The 15,565-nt window shown below is 63.0% G+C and carries 17 protein-coding genes; all 17 read left to right on the plus strand.

Features of this window, described 5'->3' with window-relative positions:
* Window positions 1–185 precede the first annotated feature (185 nt).
* Window positions 186–491, plus strand: coding sequence for an STAS domain-containing protein (locus tag ACIQUI_RS25610; protein WP_403203504.1), 306 nt, complete (start codon window positions 186–188; stop codon window positions 489–491).
* A gap of 8 nt (window positions 492–499) precedes the next feature.
* Window positions 500–2,191 (plus strand): SpoIIE family protein phosphatase, encoded by a 1,692-nt coding sequence (locus ACIQUI_RS25615; protein ID WP_403203426.1) that lies wholly within the window; start codon window positions 500–502, stop codon window positions 2,189–2,191.
* A gap of 48 nt (window positions 2,192–2,239) precedes the next feature.
* Window positions 2,240–2,587 (plus strand): Hpt domain-containing protein, encoded by a 348-nt coding sequence (locus ACIQUI_RS25620; RefSeq protein WP_403203427.1) that lies wholly within the window; start codon window positions 2,240–2,242, stop codon window positions 2,585–2,587.
* Between the two features lie 72 nt (window positions 2,588–2,659).
* Window positions 2,660–3,916 (plus strand): flagellar hook-length control protein FliK, encoded by a 1,257-nt coding sequence (locus ACIQUI_RS25625; protein ID WP_403203428.1) that lies wholly within the window; start codon window positions 2,660–2,662, stop codon window positions 3,914–3,916.
* Window positions 3,917–4,135: 219 nt separating this feature from the next.
* Window positions 4,136–4,633, plus strand: a complete 498-nt coding sequence (fliL, locus tag ACIQUI_RS25630) for a flagellar basal body-associated protein FliL (protein ID WP_403203429.1) — start codon at window positions 4,136–4,138, stop codon at window positions 4,631–4,633.
* Between the two features lie 9 nt (window positions 4,634–4,642).
* Window positions 4,643–5,611 (plus strand): flagellar motor switch protein FliM, encoded by a 969-nt coding sequence (gene fliM, locus ACIQUI_RS25635; protein ID WP_012273501.1) that lies wholly within the window; start codon window positions 4,643–4,645, stop codon window positions 5,609–5,611.
* Between the two features lie 47 nt (window positions 5,612–5,658).
* Complete coding sequence (fliN, locus tag ACIQUI_RS25640) at window positions 5,659–6,126, plus strand: flagellar motor switch protein FliN (RefSeq protein ID WP_391132671.1); 468 nt, start codon at window positions 5,659–5,661, stop codon at window positions 6,124–6,126.
* Between the two features lie 12 nt (window positions 6,127–6,138).
* Window positions 6,139–6,573: a flagellar biosynthetic protein FliO gene (gene fliO, locus ACIQUI_RS25645; RefSeq protein WP_403203506.1), complete on the plus strand. Its 435-nt coding sequence runs from the start codon at window positions 6,139–6,141 to the stop codon at window positions 6,571–6,573.
* A complete protein-coding gene (gene fliP / locus ACIQUI_RS25650; RefSeq protein WP_403203430.1) occupies window positions 6,573–7,328 on the plus strand; it encodes a flagellar type III secretion system pore protein FliP in 756 nt (251 codons plus the stop codon). Before fliO ends, fliP begins: the two co-directional genes overlap by 1 nt.
* 21 nt (window positions 7,329–7,349) lie before the next feature.
* Window positions 7,350–7,619 carry a flagellar biosynthesis protein FliQ gene (fliQ, locus tag ACIQUI_RS25655; RefSeq protein WP_258908028.1) on the plus strand — a complete coding sequence of 90 codons (270 nt, stop codon included), beginning with the start codon at window positions 7,350–7,352 and terminating at the stop codon, window positions 7,617–7,619.
* A 7-nt stretch (window positions 7,620–7,626) separates the two neighbouring features.
* Window positions 7,627–8,403, plus strand: a complete 777-nt coding sequence (gene fliR, locus ACIQUI_RS25660; protein ID WP_403203431.1) for a flagellar biosynthetic protein FliR — start codon at window positions 7,627–7,629, stop codon at window positions 8,401–8,403.
* A 2-nt stretch (window positions 8,404–8,405) separates the two neighbouring features.
* Window positions 8,406–9,548 (plus strand): flagellar biosynthesis protein FlhB, encoded by a 1,143-nt coding sequence (gene flhB / locus ACIQUI_RS25665; protein WP_403203433.1) that lies wholly within the window; start codon window positions 8,406–8,408, stop codon window positions 9,546–9,548.
* A 400-nt stretch (window positions 9,549–9,948) separates the two neighbouring features.
* A complete protein-coding gene (flhA, locus tag ACIQUI_RS25670) occupies window positions 9,949–12,078 on the plus strand; it encodes a flagellar biosynthesis protein FlhA (RefSeq protein ID WP_403203435.1) in 2,130 nt (709 codons plus the stop codon).
* Window positions 12,079–12,089: 11 nt separating this feature from the next.
* Complete coding sequence (gene flhF / locus ACIQUI_RS25675; protein WP_391132659.1) at window positions 12,090–13,397, plus strand: flagellar biosynthesis protein FlhF; 1,308 nt, start codon at window positions 12,090–12,092, stop codon at window positions 13,395–13,397.
* 84 nt (window positions 13,398–13,481) lie between these two features.
* Window positions 13,482–14,324 (plus strand): flagellar synthesis regulator FleN, encoded by an 843-nt coding sequence (gene fleN, locus ACIQUI_RS25680; protein WP_391132826.1) that lies wholly within the window; start codon window positions 13,482–13,484, stop codon window positions 14,322–14,324.
* The gene (gene fliA, locus ACIQUI_RS25685) at window positions 14,321–15,061 is read left to right on the plus strand and encodes an RNA polymerase sigma factor FliA (protein ID WP_019472908.1); all 741 of its coding nucleotides are present in this window, start codon (window positions 14,321–14,323) and stop codon (window positions 15,059–15,061) included. The genes fleN and fliA overlap by 4 nt, the downstream gene beginning before the upstream one ends.
* Window positions 15,062–15,181: 120 nt before the next feature.
* Window positions 15,182–15,556, plus strand: coding sequence for a chemotaxis response regulator CheY (locus ACIQUI_RS25690; RefSeq protein WP_403203438.1), 375 nt, complete (start codon window positions 15,182–15,184; stop codon window positions 15,554–15,556).
* Window positions 15,557–15,565 lie beyond the last annotated feature (9 nt).

Consider the following 15,565-nt stretch of genomic DNA (forward strand, 5'->3'; position numbering starts at 1 on the left):
ACCATGGCCTGACAGGTTCGGCACGTTGCAACAAATGTGGGAGCGGGCTTGCCCCGCGAAGCGCCGCGCGGGCGGCGCTCGATCTCCCAGGCGCCGCAACCCCCAAGGCAAGCACTTGCCACCCATACCATCGCCTGCTAAACCTTAATGCAGTTGCATCCGCCATCATCGAAGGAATCGCTAGCATGGCAGTCGAGACTGATTTTTCGCAGGACGGGAAAAAGCTGACGATCAAGATCAAGGGGCGCTTCGATTTCGGCAAACATCAGGAATTTCGTGACGCCTACGAACGCTACGAAAAAAAGCTTGATTCGGTGGTCGTCGACTTGAGTGGCACCACCTACCTCGATAGCTCCGCGCTCGGCATGCTGCTGTTGCTGCGGGACCATGCGGGCGGCGATGAGTCGGACGTGCGCGTGGTGCACGCCAACTCCGATGTGCGCAAGATCCTCGCCATCTCCAATTTCGAAAAACTCTTCAATATCAGCTGAGCGCCGACATGCCGGCCGAACAGGCGTTGACCGTGCTGGTCGCTGAAGACGGTGCCGCCGACCGCCTGCTGCTTGCGCAGATCGTGCGGCGTCAGGGGCATCAGGTATTCACCGCAGAAAACGGCGAGCAGGCAGTGGCGTTGTTTATCGAGCAGCGCCCGCAACTGGTACTGCTGGATGCGCTGATGCCGGTGATGGACGGTTTCGAGGCGGCCCGGCAGATCAAGGCCTTGGCCGGCGAGGCGCTGGTGCCCATCATCTTCCTCACCTCGCTGAACGAAGAGGAGGGCCTGGTGCGCTGCCTGGAGGCCGGGGGCGATGATTTCATGGCCAAACCCTACAGTGCGGTGATCCTCGGCGCCAAGATCCGCGCCATGGATCGCCTGCGCCGGCTGCAGGCCACCGTGCTGGCGCAGCGCGACCAGATTACCCGGCATCACCACCACCTGCTCAACGAGCAGCGGGTGGCCAAGGCCGTATTCGACAAGGTTGCCCACTCTGGCTGCCTGTCTGCCCCCAACATCCGCTACCTGCAATCGCCCTATGCACTGTTCAACGGTGACCTGATGCTGGCCGCGTTCACCCCGGCCGGCGACATGCGCGTGCTGCTCGGCGATTTCACCGGCCACGGCCTGCCCGCCGCCGTGGGGGCCATGCCGCTGGCCGAAGTGTTCTATGGCATGACCGCCAAGGGATATGGCATGGCGCCGATCCTGCGCGAGATGAACGCCAAGCTCAAACGCATCCTGCCCGTGGACATGTTCTGCTGTGCGCTGCTGCTCGACCTCAACCTGCAGCGCAGTTGCGTCGAGGTGTGGAATGGCGGCATGCCCGATGGCTACCGTTTGTCGATGGATGGCGAGGTGCTATCATCGCTGGGTTCGCAGCACCTGCCGCTGGGCATTCTGGCTGCCGAGCGCTTTGATGACAGTACCGAGGTGCTGCCATTGGCGCCCGGTGAGCGCCTGCTGCTGTTGTCGGACGGCGTACTCGATACCGCCGATGAACAGGAGCGCCTGTTTGGAGTGGAGCGGCTGCGTGCGGTACTGGCCGACAATCGCGACCCGGTGCACTTGTTCGACGAGGTGATGCAGGCGCTCGAACGCTTTGGCGGGCAGCCGCGTGATGACATCAGCCTGTGCGACATCCGCATGTTCAGCGCCGAGGAGAGGGTGCCAGCGCCAATGATCTACTCTGATAGCGGCCGCTCCAGCCCGCTGGACTGGTCGCTGGGCTTCGAGGTGCGCGGCGAGAGCCTGAAACGCTTCAATCCGATACCCTACCTGGTGCAGTTGTTGCAGGAGATTCATGGCCTGCGCGCCCGTACCGGCAACTTGCACAGTGTCCTCAGCGAGTTGTATTCCAATGCGCTGGAGCATGGCGTGCTGGGCCTGGACTCGAAGCTCAAGCGCGATGTGCACGGGTTTGCCGAGTATTATCAGGAGCGCGCCCGGCGCCTGGGCGTGCTGGCTGACGGCTTTGTGCGTATTGATTTCAAGGTTGAACCGCATGGCGACGGCGGGCGTCTGAATATCGAGGTGCGCGACAGCGGTGCCGGTTTCGATGTGGTGCGCGTGCTTTCGCGGCCATCGCTGGACCAGGGGCTGAGCGGGCGTGGCCTGACACTGGTGCAGCGGCTGGCAAGCGACGCGCGCTGGAGCGAGGGCGGGCGCTGCGCGCATGTGGAGTTCGTATGGTGAGCCACTGGGTGGCTCGGGCATAATCTGGCTTGATCAAGGAGTGAACAAGTGACTGACATGCATATCGACCACAAGGTACTCAGTGACCTGCGTGAGGTCATGGAGGATGGTTACCTGCAGTTGGTGCAGACTTATCTCGACGACTCCGAGCGGCGCCTGGGCCAGTTGCACGCGGCCAAAAGCGCCGAAGAGCTCGGTGCGGCGGCCCACAGTTTCAAGGGTAGCAGCAGCAACATGGGTGCCGTGGCCCTGGCTGGCCTGTGCCAGCAGCTGGAGGACCGTGCTAGGCGGCCCCCGCTGTATGGCATCGAGGACCTGATCAACCGCATCGACGAGGAATTCGTCGAGGTGCAGCGCTTCTATCGCGGCGAGCAGCAGCGTATTTCTGCGGGTTGATGCGCGAGTTGGCGCGAGTCTTGCTTTTCTTTGGCTGGAAGATTTTTTTGATTCTGGCGCGGAGACCGCTCGATGCCTGTCGCACCCAACCCTTTGCTTCAAGCCAATACCCTTGCCAGCACCTCGCGTGCGGCTACCGCGCAGGCGGACAAACCGCTGCAGGCGGCGGGCGACAAGGGCGATGGCTTTGGTCAGGTGATGGCCAGGCAAGGGCGTGACAAGGTTGCCGGGCAGGATGACAAGCCCGCCCAGGCCAAGCCCAAGGACAAACCAGAAGCAGCGGCGGGTGGCAAGAAAGACGCTGCCGACAAAGGCGCCGTTGCCGATGACGGCAACAAATTGCCAGCAGACGATTCGGCGCAGGCCGATACAGGGTTGCGCGATGCCAGCCTGGTGGCTGGCCAGGTTACCGATGCGCAGCCCGGCGCTCAGTTGATCCAGGCCCAGGCCGAGGCCGTGGCGCCAGTGCTGCAAGCCGCCACGGCGCAGGCCTCGCTTCCGGCGCTGCCCGAAGCACCCGCTGACGAAGAAGCCTTCGACCCTGATGCCGACCCCCTGGCCAATCTGCCAACCCTGCGCCTGGCGCTGGAGCACAGTGCCCAGGCCAAGGGTGCCACTTCGGCACATGCCCTTGACCCTAACCAGGCACAAGGCGAGGAGGGGCAGGCAGCCGTCAATACCTTGGCGAATCTGGTCGAGAATGCCGAAGGCGAAGGGGGTGAGCCGGGTGACAAGGCGTACGGTGCCTTGCTTGAAGATGGCTTGAAGGACACCAAGAGCGCCAGCAGCGACACCCGCATCGATGATTTCGCCAACCGCCTGGCCAGCCTGACCCAGGCCGCCACTGCCAAGACCGCCGCCGTGCCGGCCAATGCCGGCCCGTTGCATCAGCCATTGCCGATGAACCAGGGGGCGTGGGCCGAGGGCCTGGTCAACCGGGTCATGTACCTGTCCAGCCAGAACCTCAAGTCGGCCGATATCCAGCTGGAGCCCGCGGAGCTGGGCCGCCTGGACATTCGCGTCAATGTTGCGACGGACCAGTCGACCCAGGTCACCTTCATCAGCGGCCACGCCGGTGTGCGTGATGCCCTCGACAGCCAGGTGCACCGCCTGCGCGAGTTGTTCGCCCAGCAGGGGCTGGCCCAGCCGGATGTGAACGTGGCCGACCAGTCGCGTGGGCAGCAGCAGCAGGGGCAGGCGCAGGGCAGCAACCTGTCCGGGGTAGCTGCGCGGCAGGCGGAGCAGGGCGCAGGTGAGATGGTGGACAGTGCCCGGCCTGTGGAGCAGCAGGTGGTTATCGGCGACAGTGCGGTCGATTATTACGCCTGACCCTGTTTTTCGCTGTGCCGGCCTATTCGCGGGCTCGCCCGCTCCCACAGGAATTTCACTGATTTCGAAACCGGTGCAGTACCTGTGGGAGCGGGCGAGCCCGCGAAGAAGGCAACACCGCAAACCCTGCTGAAACCCATCTTCTGCAAAATCTGGCATAACACTTGCTCAAGCCAAGCCATCCTCCCTTGAACCCCCGATGGACGACGGATTATTGGCATGGCGAAAAGCGAAGCAGTGAAAGACCCCGCCGCTAAAGGCAAACTCAAGCTGATCCTGCTGGCCGTTGTCGGCCTGTTGCTGGCGGTCGGCCTTTCGGTGGGCGCTACCTGGTTCATCATGCACAAGAGCGAGCCGGCCCCGGCCGCCGAGCCTGCGGCCAGCAACGTCAAGCCTGCGGCCATCTACGAGGCGCTCACCCCGGCCTTCGTTGTCAACTTCAACCAGAATGGCCGCCAGCGCTACATGCAGCTGAGCATCACCATGCAGGCACGCAACCAGGCCGATCTGGACGCCCTCAAGGTGCACATGCCGGTGATCCGCAACAACCTGGTAATGATGTTCTCCGGGCAGGGCTTCGACACCCTGGCCAGCAGCCCGGTGGGGCAGGAGATGCTGCGCCAGAAGGCCACTGCCGTGGTGCAGGAAGTGGCGCAGAAGGAAGTCGGCAAGCCGGTCATCGACCAGTTGCTGTTCACCAATTTCGTATTGCAGTAGGAGTCCGCAATGGCCGTACAGGACCTGCTGTCCCAGGATGAAATCGATGCCCTGTTGCATGGCGTCGACGACGGGCTGGTGCAGACCGAAAGTGCATCCGAGCCTGGCAGCATCAAAAGCTACGACCTGACCAGTCAGGACCGTATCGTGCGGGGTCGCATGCCGACCCTGGAAATGATCAACGAGCGTTTCGCCCGTTACACCCGCATCAGCATGTTCAACCTGCTGCGCCGCTCTGCCGACGTGGCGGTGGGTGGCGTGCAGGTGATGAAGTTTGGCGAGTACGTGCACTCGCTGTATGTGCCGACCAGCCTCAACCTGGTCAAGATCAAGCCGCTGCGTGGCACGTCGCTGTTCATCCTTGATGCCAAGCTGGTGTTCAAGCTGGTGGACAACTTCTTTGGTGGCGATGGCCGTCACGCCAAGATCGAAGGCCGTGAATTCACCCCCACCGAGCTGCGCGTGGTACGCATGGTGCTGGACCAGTGCTTCGTCGACCTCAAGGAAGCCTGGCAGGCGATCATGCCGGTTACCTTCGAGTACATGAACTCCGAGGTCAACCCGGCCATGGCCAACATCGTCGGCCCCAGCGAGGCGGTGGTGGTGTCCACCTTCCACATCGAACTGGACGGCGGTGGCGGCGACCTGCACGTGACCATGCCGTACTCGATGATCGAGCCGGTGCGCGAAATGCTCGATGCCGGCTTCCAGTCCGACCTGGACGACCAGGACGAGCGTTGGGTCAAGGCCCTGCGCGAGGACGTGCTGGACGTGGCCGTGCCGATGACCGCCACCGTCGCCCGGCGCCAGCTGAAGCTGCGCGACATCCTGCACATGCAGCCTGGCGACGTGATCCCGGTGGAGCTGCCCGAGCACCTGGTGCTGCGCGCCAACGGCGTGCCGGCGTTCAAGGCGCGGCTGGGCTCGCACAAGGGCAACCTGGCCCTGCAAATCATCGACCCGATCGAACGCCGCTGACGGCGTGCCGGTCGCTTACAACGAATTGAATGCCTGTCGAGGAAACCATGGCTAACGAAAACGAGATCACCTCCGCAGAAGACCAGGCGCTGGCCGATGAGTGGGCTGCGGCCCTTGAAGAAACCGGCTCGGCCGGGCAGGCCGATATCGATGCACTGCTGGGCGGTGATGTCGGCAGCAGCGGTGGCCCTGGCCGTCTGCCGATGGAAGAGTTCGCCAGCTCGCCGAAGCCGAACGAAAACGTCAGCCTCGAAGGCCCGAACCTGGACGTGATCCTGGATATCCCGGTGAGCATTTCCATGGAAGTGGGCAGCACCGAGATCAACATCCGTAACCTGCTGCAACTGAACCAGGGCTCGGTGATCGAGCTTGACCGCCTGGCCGGCGAGCCGCTCGACGTGCTGGTCAACGGCACGCTGATCGCCCATGGCGAAGTGGTAGTGGTCAACGAGAAGTTCGGCATCCGCCTGACCGACGTGATCAGCCCCAGCGAACGTATCAAGAAGCTGCGCTGAGTGAAGGGCACGATGCGCGCCTTGGCGGCGTTCGCGGCGCTGCTGGCCAGCCACGCCTGCCTGGCCGCCGCCACGCCGGCGGCAACCCCGGCCTCGCCACCTGGCAGCCTGGGCGGGCAGTTGGCGCAGATGGTATTCGGCCTGTTGCTGGTGGTGGGCCTGATCTTCTTGCTGGCCTGGCTGCTGCGGCGCCTGCAGAGCACTGCGGTGAAGGGTGGGCAGGTGATCGAGATTGTCGGCAGCCGCGCCATCGGCCCGCGTGACCGGCTGCTGCTGGTGCAGGTGGGCAAGGAGCAGATCCTGATCGGCCATACCCCCGGCAGTATCGAAGCCTTGCATGTGCTGGCCGAGCCTGTGGCTGTGCCAGAAGGCGCCCGTCAGACGACGCCGGAGTTTGCCCAGCGACTGATGGAGCTGATGGGCAAGAACCCTAAGGACAACACGTGATGAGCGGCGCGCTGCGTACGTTTTTGACCCTGGCGCTGCTGCTGGCCGCGCCACTGGCCCTGGCTGCCGACCCGTTGTCGATCCCGGCCATTACCCTGTCCAATGGTGCGGACGGGCAGCAGGAGTATTCGGTCAGCCTGCAGATCCTGCTGATCATGACGGCGCTGAGTTTCATCCCGGCGTTCGTCATCCTGATGACCAGCTTCACCCGCATCATCATCGTGTTCTCGATCCTGCGTCAGGCCCTGGGCTTGCAGCAGACGCCGTCGAACCAGATCTTGACCGGCATGGCACTGTTCCTGACCATGTTCATCATGGCCCCGGTGTTCGACCGGGTGAACCAGGATGCATTGCAGCCGTACCTGAAAGAGCAGATGACTGCCCAGCAGGCCATCGACAAGGCCCAGGTGCCACTCAAGGACTTCATGCTGGCGCAAACCCGGCAAAGCGACCTCGACCTGTTCATGCGCCTGTCCAAACGTACCGACATCGCCGGCCCCGACCAGGTGCCGCTGACGATTCTGGTGCCAGCGTTTGTCACCTCCGAGCTGAAAACCGCATTCCAGATCGGTTTCATGATCTTCATCCCGTTCCTGATCATCGACATGGTGGTGGCGAGTGTGCTGATGGCCATGGGTATGATGATGCTGTCGCCGCTGATCATTTCGCTGCCGTTCAAGATCATGCTGTTCGTGCTGGTGGATGGCTGGGCGCTGATCATGGGTACCCTGGCCAGCAGTTTCGGCGGCGTCTGACGCCGTCAAGGAGAGCCGCCGATGACACCTGAAGTTGCTGTCGACCTGTTCCGCGATGCCTTGTGGCTGACCACCCTGATGGTTGCCGTGCTGGTGGTGCCGAGCCTGCTGGTGGGCCTGGTGGTGGCGATGTTCCAGGCCGCCACGCAGATCAACGAACAGACCCTGAGCTTTCTGCCGCGCCTGCTGGTCATGCTGATTACGCTGATCGTTGCGGGGCCTTGGCTGGTGCAGAAGTTCATGGAGTACATCACCAACCTCTACACCAACATCCCGCAACTGATCGGTTGAGGCGCTGATGCTGGAGCTGACCGACACGCAGATCGGCACCTGGGTTGCCACCTTCATCCTGCCCTTGTTCAGGGTGACTGCGGTATTGATGACCATGCCGATCTTCGGTACCCGCATGCTGCCTGCGCGGGTTCGCCTGTACGTAGCGGTGGCGATCACCGTGGTCATCGTGCCGGCGCTGCCACCGTTGCCCGAATTCGACCCGTTGAGCCTGCGCGGCCTGCTGCTGTGCGCCGAGCAGATCATTGTCGGCGCGCTGTTCGGCCTGGCCTTGCAGTTGCTGTTCCAGGCCTTCGTGATCGCCGGTCAGATCGTCGCGGTGCAGATGGGCATGGCCTTCGCCTCGATGGTAGACCCCGCCAACGGCGTGAACGTCACGGTGATCAGCCAGTTCCTGACCATGCTGGTGAGCGTGCTGTTCCTGCTGATGAACGGCCACCTGGTGGTGTTCGAGGTGCTGACCGAGAGCTTTACCACCTTGCCGGTTGGCAATGCGCTGGTGGTCAACCAGTACTGGGAGCTGGCGGGGCGCCTGGGGTGGGTGTTCGCGGCCGGCTTGCTGTTGATTTTGCCGGTGATTGCCGCCTTGCTGGTGGTGAACATCGCCTTTGGCGTGATGACCCGCGCGGCGCCTCAGTTGAACATCTTCTCCATCGGCTTTCCGCTGACCCTGGTGATGGGCATGCTCATTTTCTGGGTTGGCCTGGCCGATGTGCTGTCCCACTACCAGACATTGGCCAGCGAAGCGCTGCAATGGCTGCGTGAACTGGCGAGGGCGCGCTAAGCATGTCTGAAAGCGAGAGTGGCCAGGACAAGACAGAAGACCCCACCGAGAAGCGCAAGCGCGATGCCCGCGAGAAAGGCGAGATTGCGCGCTCCAAGGAGCTGAACACGGTGGCGGTGACCCTGGCTGGCGCCGGCGGCTTGTTGGCCTTCGGCGGCCACCTGGCCGAGACGCTGCTGGCGTTGATGCACATGAACTTCAGCCTGACCCGCGAGGTGATCGTCGATGAGCGCGCCATGGGGGCTTTTCTGCTGGCCTCGGGAAAGATGGCGATCTGGGCGGTGCAGCCGATCCTCATCCTGCTGTTCGTGATCTCCTTCGTGGCACCCATCGCCTTGGGCGGTTTCCTGTTTTCCGGCAGCCTGCTGGAGCCCAAGTTCAGCCGCATGAACCCGTTGTCTGGGATCAAGCGCATGTTCTCGATGAACAGCCTGACCGAGTTGCTGAAGGCATTGGCCAAGTTCTTCGTCATTCTGGTGGTGGCCGTGGTGGTGCTGATCAACGATCGCCAGGCCTTGCTGTCGATCGCCAACGAACCGCTGGAACAGGCGATCATCCATAGCCTGCAGGTGGTGGGCTGGAGTGCGCTGTGGATGTCGGCCGGGCTGCTGCTGATTGCAGCGGCGGATGTGCCGTTCCAGCTGTACCAGACGCACAAGAAAATGAAGATGACCAAGCAGGAAGTGCGCGACGAATACAAGGACAGCGAGGGTAAGCCCGAGGTCAAGCAGCGTATTCGTCAGTTGCAGCGCGAGATGTCGCAGCGGCGCATGATGGCGGCGGTGCCGCAAGCCGACGTGATCATCACCAACCCGACGCACTATGCGGTGGCCTTGCAGTACGACCCGGAAAAGGGCGGCACGGCGCCGCTGCTGCTGGCCAAGGGTACCGACTTCATGGCCTTGAAGATTCGCGAGATTGGCGTGGAGCACAAGATCCAGATCCTCGAATCGCCGGCGTTGGCGCGGGCGATCTATTACTCCACCGAGCCTGAGCAGGAAATTCCTGCGGGCTTGTATCTGGCGGTGGCGCAGGTATTGGCCTACGTGTTCCAGATCCGTCAGTACCGTGCCGGCAGGGGCAAGCGGCCAGAGCCGCTGAAAGACGACCTGCCGATACCGCCAGACCTGCGCCGCGACAGTTGATGTGTTCGGCGGTGGATTTGCGGCGCCTATGAGATCGAGCGCCGCCCGCGCGGCGCTTCGCGGGGCAAGCCCGCTCCCACATTTGTTGCAACGTGCCGAACCTGTGAGGCCATGGTTGTGAGCCTTGTTGCCATGACTCAATTTCCTGACTGGCGCTGTCGCTGCCCCACCTGTCTTGAGGCATGCACCCAGGCGGGCAACGCCGCTTCCACAGGCATGGCCACGTTGCAACAAATGTGGGAGCGGGCTTGCCCCGCGAAGCGCCGCGCGGGCGGCGCTCGATCTTCCGGGCACCAAAAAATCCAAGGCGAACTCTCAAACTGCAAAGTTGGAAAGCTTCTTGCAATGCCAGCCGCAGATGCCCCTGTGGCGTCAAAGTTTTGCATCAAGAGGACTCGCGGTGGATCGCACTCAGTTAATCAGCAATGCCCGCAACAACCTGGCCGGGCTCGGCCGGGGCAACCTGGGCGTGCCGCTGCTGCTGCTGGTGATGTTGGCAATGATGATGTTGCCGATACCGCCGTTCCTGCTCGACGTGTTCTTTACCTTCAACATCGCCCTGTCGATCGTGGTGCTGCTGGTGTGCGTCTACGCCCTGCGGCCGCTCGACTTCGCCGCATTCCCCACCATCCTGCTGGTGGCCACGCTGCTGCGCCTGGCCCTGAACGTGGCGTCCACCCGGGTGGTCATGCTGCATGGCCAGGAAGGCCACGGCGCTGCCGGCAAGGTGATCCAGGCCTTCGGTGAGGTGGTGATCGGCGGCAACTACGTGGTCGGCGGCGTGGTGTTCGCCATCCTCATGATCATCAACTTCGTGGTGGTGACCAAGGGTGCCGGGCGTATCTCGGAAGTGAGCGCACGCTTCACCCTGGATGCCATGCCCGGCAAGCAGATGGCCATCGACGCCGACCTCAACGCCGGCCTGATCGACCAGGCGCAGGCCAAGCACCGCCGTGCCGAAGTGGCGCAGGAGGCCGAGTTCTACGGCTCGATGGACGGTGCCAGCAAGTTCGTCCGCGGTGACGCCATCGCCGGCCTGCTGATCCTGTTCATCAACCTGATCGGCGGCATGCTGATCGGCATGCTGCAACACGGCATGACCTTCAGCGACGCCGGCAAGGTGTACGCCCTGCTGACCATTGGTGACGGTTTGGTGGCGCAATTGCCATCACTGTTGCTGTCCACCGCAGCGGCGATCATGGTCACCCGCGCCTCGGGCTCCGAGGACATGGGCAAGCTGATCAACCGGCAGATGTTCGATTCGCCCAAGGCGCTGGCGGTGTCCGGTGCGCTGATGATCGTCATGGGCCTGGTACCGGGCATGCCGCACGTGGCCTTCCTCAGCCTCGGCCTACTGGCCGGTGGCGGTGCCTATCTGGTGTGGAAAAAGCAGAACAAGGCCAAACTGGAGGCGCAGCAAGAGGCGCAGCGCCAGCAAGACCTGCTGCCTTCGCCACAGCGCGCGCAAGAGACCAAGGAGCTTGGCTGGGACGATGTGACGCCCATCGACATGATCGGCCTGGAGGTTGGCTACCGCTTGATCCCGCTGGTCGACCGCAACCAGGGCGGCCAGTTGCTGGCGCGGATCAAGGGTGTGCGCAAGAAGCTGTCGCAAGACCTGGGCTTCCTGATGCCCACCGTGCATATTCGCGACAACCTCGACCTGCAGCCCAGCGCCTATCGCCTGACCCTGATGGGGGTGATCCTGGCCGAGGCCGAGATCTACCCGGACCGCGAGCTGGCGATCAACCCGGGGCAGGTGTTCGGTACCCTAAACGGCATTGCCGCACGCGACCCGGCGTTTGGCCTGGAGGCCGTGTGGATCGACGTTGGCCAGCGCTCCCAGGCGCAATCGCTGGGCTACACGGTGGTCGACGCCAGTACCGTGGTGGCCACCCACCTCAACCAGATCTTGCAGAAGCACTGCCACGAGCTGATCGGCCACGAAGAGGTCCAGCAACTGTTGCAGGTGCTGGCCAAGGCATCGCCTAAACTTGCAGAAGAACTGGTGCCAGGTGTCATTTCCTTGTCGGGCCTGCTCAAGGTGCTACAGGCACTGTTGTCGGAACAGGTGCCGGTGCGCGATATTCGCAGTATCGCCGAAGCGATCGCGAATAACGCCGGCAAGAGTCAAGATACCGCCGCGCTGGTGGCGGCAGTGCGCGTCGGATTGTGTCGCGCCATCGTGCAAAGCATTGTCGGTGTTGAGTCCGAGCTGCCTGTGATTACCCTGGAGCCAAGGTTGGAACAGATCTTGCTCAATAGTCTGCAAAGGGCCGGGCAGGGTCAGGAAGATGGTGTTCTTCTGGAGCCCAGCATGGCCGAGAAGCTGCAACGTTCGCTGATCGAAGCGGCCCAGCGCCAGGAAATGCAGGGCCAGCCGGCTATCCTTCTGGTCGCCGGCCCGATCCGCGCCATGCTGTCGCGTTTCGGTCGCCTGGCTGTACCGAATTTGCATGTTCTGGCGTATCAGGAAATACCGGACAACAAGCAAGTCACCATCGTTGCCACCGTGGGCCCTAACGGCTGAGGTAGTGGATAATGCAAGTTAAGCGATTTTTCGCCGCCGATATGCGTCAGGCCATGAAGCTGGTCCGTGATGAGCTGGGCGCCGATGCCGCGATCATTGGCAACCGCCGCATTGCCGGTGGTGTCGAACTGACGGCCGCGCTGGACTACAAGCTGTCCGCCCTGGCCCCGCGTGTGCCCAACGCCGAGCTGGAAGAAGAGCTGCGCAAGACCCATACGCGCATTGCCACTGCCCAGGCCGAGCTGGACCACCGCCAGGACAGCAGCGACAACAACCGCCAATTGTTTGCCGGGCAGTCGTTGACCGCCGCCGAGCCATTGATCGAACCGCACGTCGATGCCCCCGAGGCCGCCGCCGCCCCCGCTGCGGCGCCGGTCGACCCGCGCCTGTTCGATGCCATGCGCTCCGAGCTGTCGGGCCTGCGCGAGCTGCTTGAAGTGCAGCTGGGTTCGCTGGCCTGGACCCAACTGCAGGGCAGCAAACCGCAGCAGGCCAACCTGTGGCGCCGCCTGCAGCGCATCGGCCTGTCCGGGCCGATTGCCCGCGAACTGCTCGACCTGACCAACGAAATCGAAGAGCCTCGCCAGGCCTGGCGCATGCTGCTGGCCCACCTGGCCCGCATGATCGAGATTCCCGAAATCGAGCCGATCGAAGAGGGCGGGGTGATTGCCATGGTCGGCCCGGCCGGCATGGGCAAAACCACTACCTTGGCCAAGCTGGCTGCCCGTTACGTGCTCAAGTACGGCGCACAGAACCTGGCACTGGTGAGCATGGACAGCTTCCGCATTGGCGCCCAGGAGCAGCTCAAGACCCTGGGCCGCATTCTCAACGTGCCGGTGACCTACGTCGACCCGGGCCAGTCGCTGGCTGCAGCGCTGGAGCCGCTGCTGCGCAAGCGTGTGGTGCTGATCGATACCGCCGGCCTGCAGGCCAGCGACCCGGCCCTGCGCATGCAACTGGAAACCCTGGCCGGGCGTGGCATTGCCGCGAAGAATTACCTGGTGCTGGCCACCACCAGCCAGAAGCAGGTGCTGACCGCCGCCTACCACAGCTACAAGCGCTGTGGCCTGGCCGGCTGCATCCTGACCAAACTTGATGAAACGGCAAGCCTCGGTGATGTGCTGAGCCTTGCCATCAGTCATGAACTGCCCGTGGCCTACCTCACCGACGGCCCGCGCATTCCTGACGACCTGCACCTGCCGCGTGGCCACCAGCTGGTCTCCCGTGCGGTCAATGTGCAGCAGCAGGACGAGCCCAGCGAAGAGGCCATGGCCGACATGTTCGCCGATCTCTATCACAACCCACGGCGAGCGGGTTGATCATGAAGCGTGTGCAAAGTAGCTATGCCAAGGGGTACGCAGAATTGCCCCGCGTGTGGCCTGAGTCCCAGCGAGACAAGGTAAATAACAGACATGGGTAGCATGCATCCCGTACAGGTGATCGCCGTGACCGGTGGCAAAGGTGGCGTCGGCAAGACTAACGTTTCAGTGAACTTGTCCCTGGCGCTGGCCGAGCTTGGCCGCAGGGTCATGTTGCTTGACGCCGACCTTGGCCTGGCCAACGTCGACGTGTTGCTGGGCCTCACTCCCAAACGTACCCTGGCCGATGTCATTGAAGGGCGCTGCGAGCTGCGTGACGTGATGCTGCAAGGGCCTGGCGGTGTGCGCATCGTGCCGGCAGCGTCGGGCACCCAGAGCATGGTGCACCTGGCCCCGGCCCAGCATGCCGGGCTGATCCAAGCGTTCAGCGAAATCGGCGACAACCTCGATGTGCTGGTGATCGACACCGCTGCGGGTATCGGTGAGTCGGTCGTCAGCTTTGTTCGCGCCGCCCAGGAAGTGTTGCTGGTGGTGTGCGACGAGCCTACCTCGATCACCGACGCCTACGCCCTGATCAAGCTGCTTAACCGCGACTACGGCATGAACCGTTTCCGCGTGCTGGCCAACATGGCGCAGAGCCCGCAGGAAGGGCGCAACCTGTTCGCCAAGCTGACCAAGGTTACCGACCGGTTCCTTGACGTTGCCCTGCAGTACGTGGGTGCCGTGCCGTACGACGAGTGCGTGCGCAAGGCGGTGCAGAAGCAGCGTGCCGTGTACGAAGCCTTCCCCCGCTCCAAGTGTGCGCTGGCTTTCAAGGCGATTGCCCAGAAGGTTGACAGCTGGCCGCTGCCGGCCAACCCGCGTGGCCACCTGGAGTTCTTCGTCGAGCGCCTGGTGCAACCCACCAGCGCGGGACCCGTGCTATGAACGCGAGCGGCTTCAAGATGTACAGCCGGGCGGCGAAAGACGCCCAGTACGAGCTGATCGAACGCTATGCACCGCTGGTCAAACGCATTGCCTACCACCTGCTGGCGCGTTTGCCAGCCAACGTGCAGGTCGAGGACTTGATCCAGGCCGGCATGATCGGCCTGCTGGAAGTGGCCAACAAGTATGACGCCAGCAAAGGCGCCAGTTTCGAAACCTATGCCGGCATCCGTATCCGCGGCGCCATGCTGGACGAGGTGCGCAAGGGTGACTGGGCGCCGCGCTCGGTGCACCGCAACACCCGCATGGTCAGTGACGCGATGCGTGCCGTTGAAGCCAGAACCGGCCGCGACGCTAAAGATCATGAAGTTGCTGCCGAACTCCAATTGAGTCTCGATGATTACTACGGGATCTTGAACGATACCTTGGGTAGCCGCCTGTTCAGCTTTGACGACCTGTTGCAGGACGGCGAGCACGAAGGGCTGCATGAGGACGGCGCCAGTGGCCATGTGGAACCGGCGCGTGGGCTGGAGGACGAACGCTTCCAGGCTGCCCTGACCGAGGCCATTGCCAACCTGCCGGAGCGTGAGCGCCTGGTGCTGGCGCTGTACTACGACGAAGAGCTGAACCTCAAGGAAATTGGCGAGGTACTGGGGGTCAGCGAGTCGCGGGTCAGCCAGTTGCACAGCCAGTGTGCCGCGCGCCTGCGCAGCCGCCTGGGGGAATGGCGGGCGCGTTGAGCCTGGTGCCGTTGCAGTCGTTTGCCACGTGCGTTTCCCACGTTGTACCGAATTGAATGAGTGCGTGCCCGGTCGGCCGGGCGCGTTTGAGACTGCTTGGAGGTCTAATTGGACAAGAACATGAAAATCCTCATCGTTGACGACTTTTCGACGATGCGGCGGATCATCAAGAATCTGTTGCGTGACCTGGGTTTCACCAACACCGACGAAGCCGACGACGGCACCACGGCGCTGCCGATGCTGCAAAAGGGGGCCTACGACTTCCTGGTGACCGACTGGAACATGCCCGGCATGTCCGGCATCGACCTGCTGCGCAAAGTGCGTGCCGACGATCAGCTGAAGACCTTGCCAGTATTGATGGTGACCGCCGAAGCCAAGCGCGACCAGATCATCGAAGCGGCCCAGGCCGGCGTCAATGGTTACGTGGTCAAGCCGTTCACCGCCCAGGTGCTCAAAGAAAAGATCGAGAAGATCTTCGAACGCGTCAACGGCTGAGTCACGTCA

Origin of the sequence: Pseudomonas sp. NPDC090592, assembly GCF_044769185.1 — a bacterium.
In the GTDB taxonomy this organism is placed as follows: Bacteria; Pseudomonadota; Gammaproteobacteria; order Pseudomonadales; family Pseudomonadaceae; genus Aquipseudomonas.

Bases quoted from the DNA above. Each gene is read 5' to 3' on its own strand.
- fliO (WP_403203506.1), top strand. From the start codon at position 6,139: ATGCGCGCCTTGGCGGCGTTCGCGGCGCTGCTGGCCAGCCACGCCTGC.
- fliL (WP_403203429.1), top strand. From the start codon at position 4,136: ATGGCGAAAAGCGAAGCAGTGAAAGACCCCGCCGCTAAAGGCAAACTC.
- fliN (WP_391132671.1), top strand. From the start codon at position 5,659: ATGGCTAACGAAAACGAGATCACCTCCGCAGAAGACCAGGCGCTGGCC.
- ACIQUI_RS25615 (WP_403203426.1), top strand. From the start codon at position 500: ATGCCGGCCGAACAGGCGTTGACCGTGCTGGTCGCTGAAGACGGTGCC.
- ACIQUI_RS25690 (WP_403203438.1), top strand. From the start codon at position 15,182: ATGAAAATCCTCATCGTTGACGACTTTTCGACGATGCGGCGGATCATC.
- ACIQUI_RS25610 (WP_403203504.1), top strand. From the start codon at position 186: ATGGCAGTCGAGACTGATTTTTCGCAGGACGGGAAAAAGCTGACGATC.
- fliA (WP_019472908.1), top strand. From the start codon at position 14,321: ATGAACGCGAGCGGCTTCAAGATGTACAGCCGGGCGGCGAAAGACGCC.
- flhF (WP_391132659.1), top strand. From the start codon at position 12,090: ATGCAAGTTAAGCGATTTTTCGCCGCCGATATGCGTCAGGCCATGAAG.
- fliQ (WP_258908028.1), top strand. From the start codon at position 7,350: ATGACACCTGAAGTTGCTGTCGACCTGTTCCGCGATGCCTTGTGGCTG.
- fliM (WP_012273501.1), top strand. From the start codon at position 4,643: ATGGCCGTACAGGACCTGCTGTCCCAGGATGAAATCGATGCCCTGTTG.
- fliR (WP_403203431.1), top strand. From the start codon at position 7,627: ATGCTGGAGCTGACCGACACGCAGATCGGCACCTGGGTTGCCACCTTC.
- flhB (WP_403203433.1), top strand. From the start codon at position 8,406: ATGTCTGAAAGCGAGAGTGGCCAGGACAAGACAGAAGACCCCACCGAG.
- fliP (WP_403203430.1), top strand. From the start codon at position 6,573: ATGAGCGGCGCGCTGCGTACGTTTTTGACCCTGGCGCTGCTGCTGGCC.
- ACIQUI_RS25625 (WP_403203428.1), top strand. From the start codon at position 2,660: ATGCCTGTCGCACCCAACCCTTTGCTTCAAGCCAATACCCTTGCCAGC.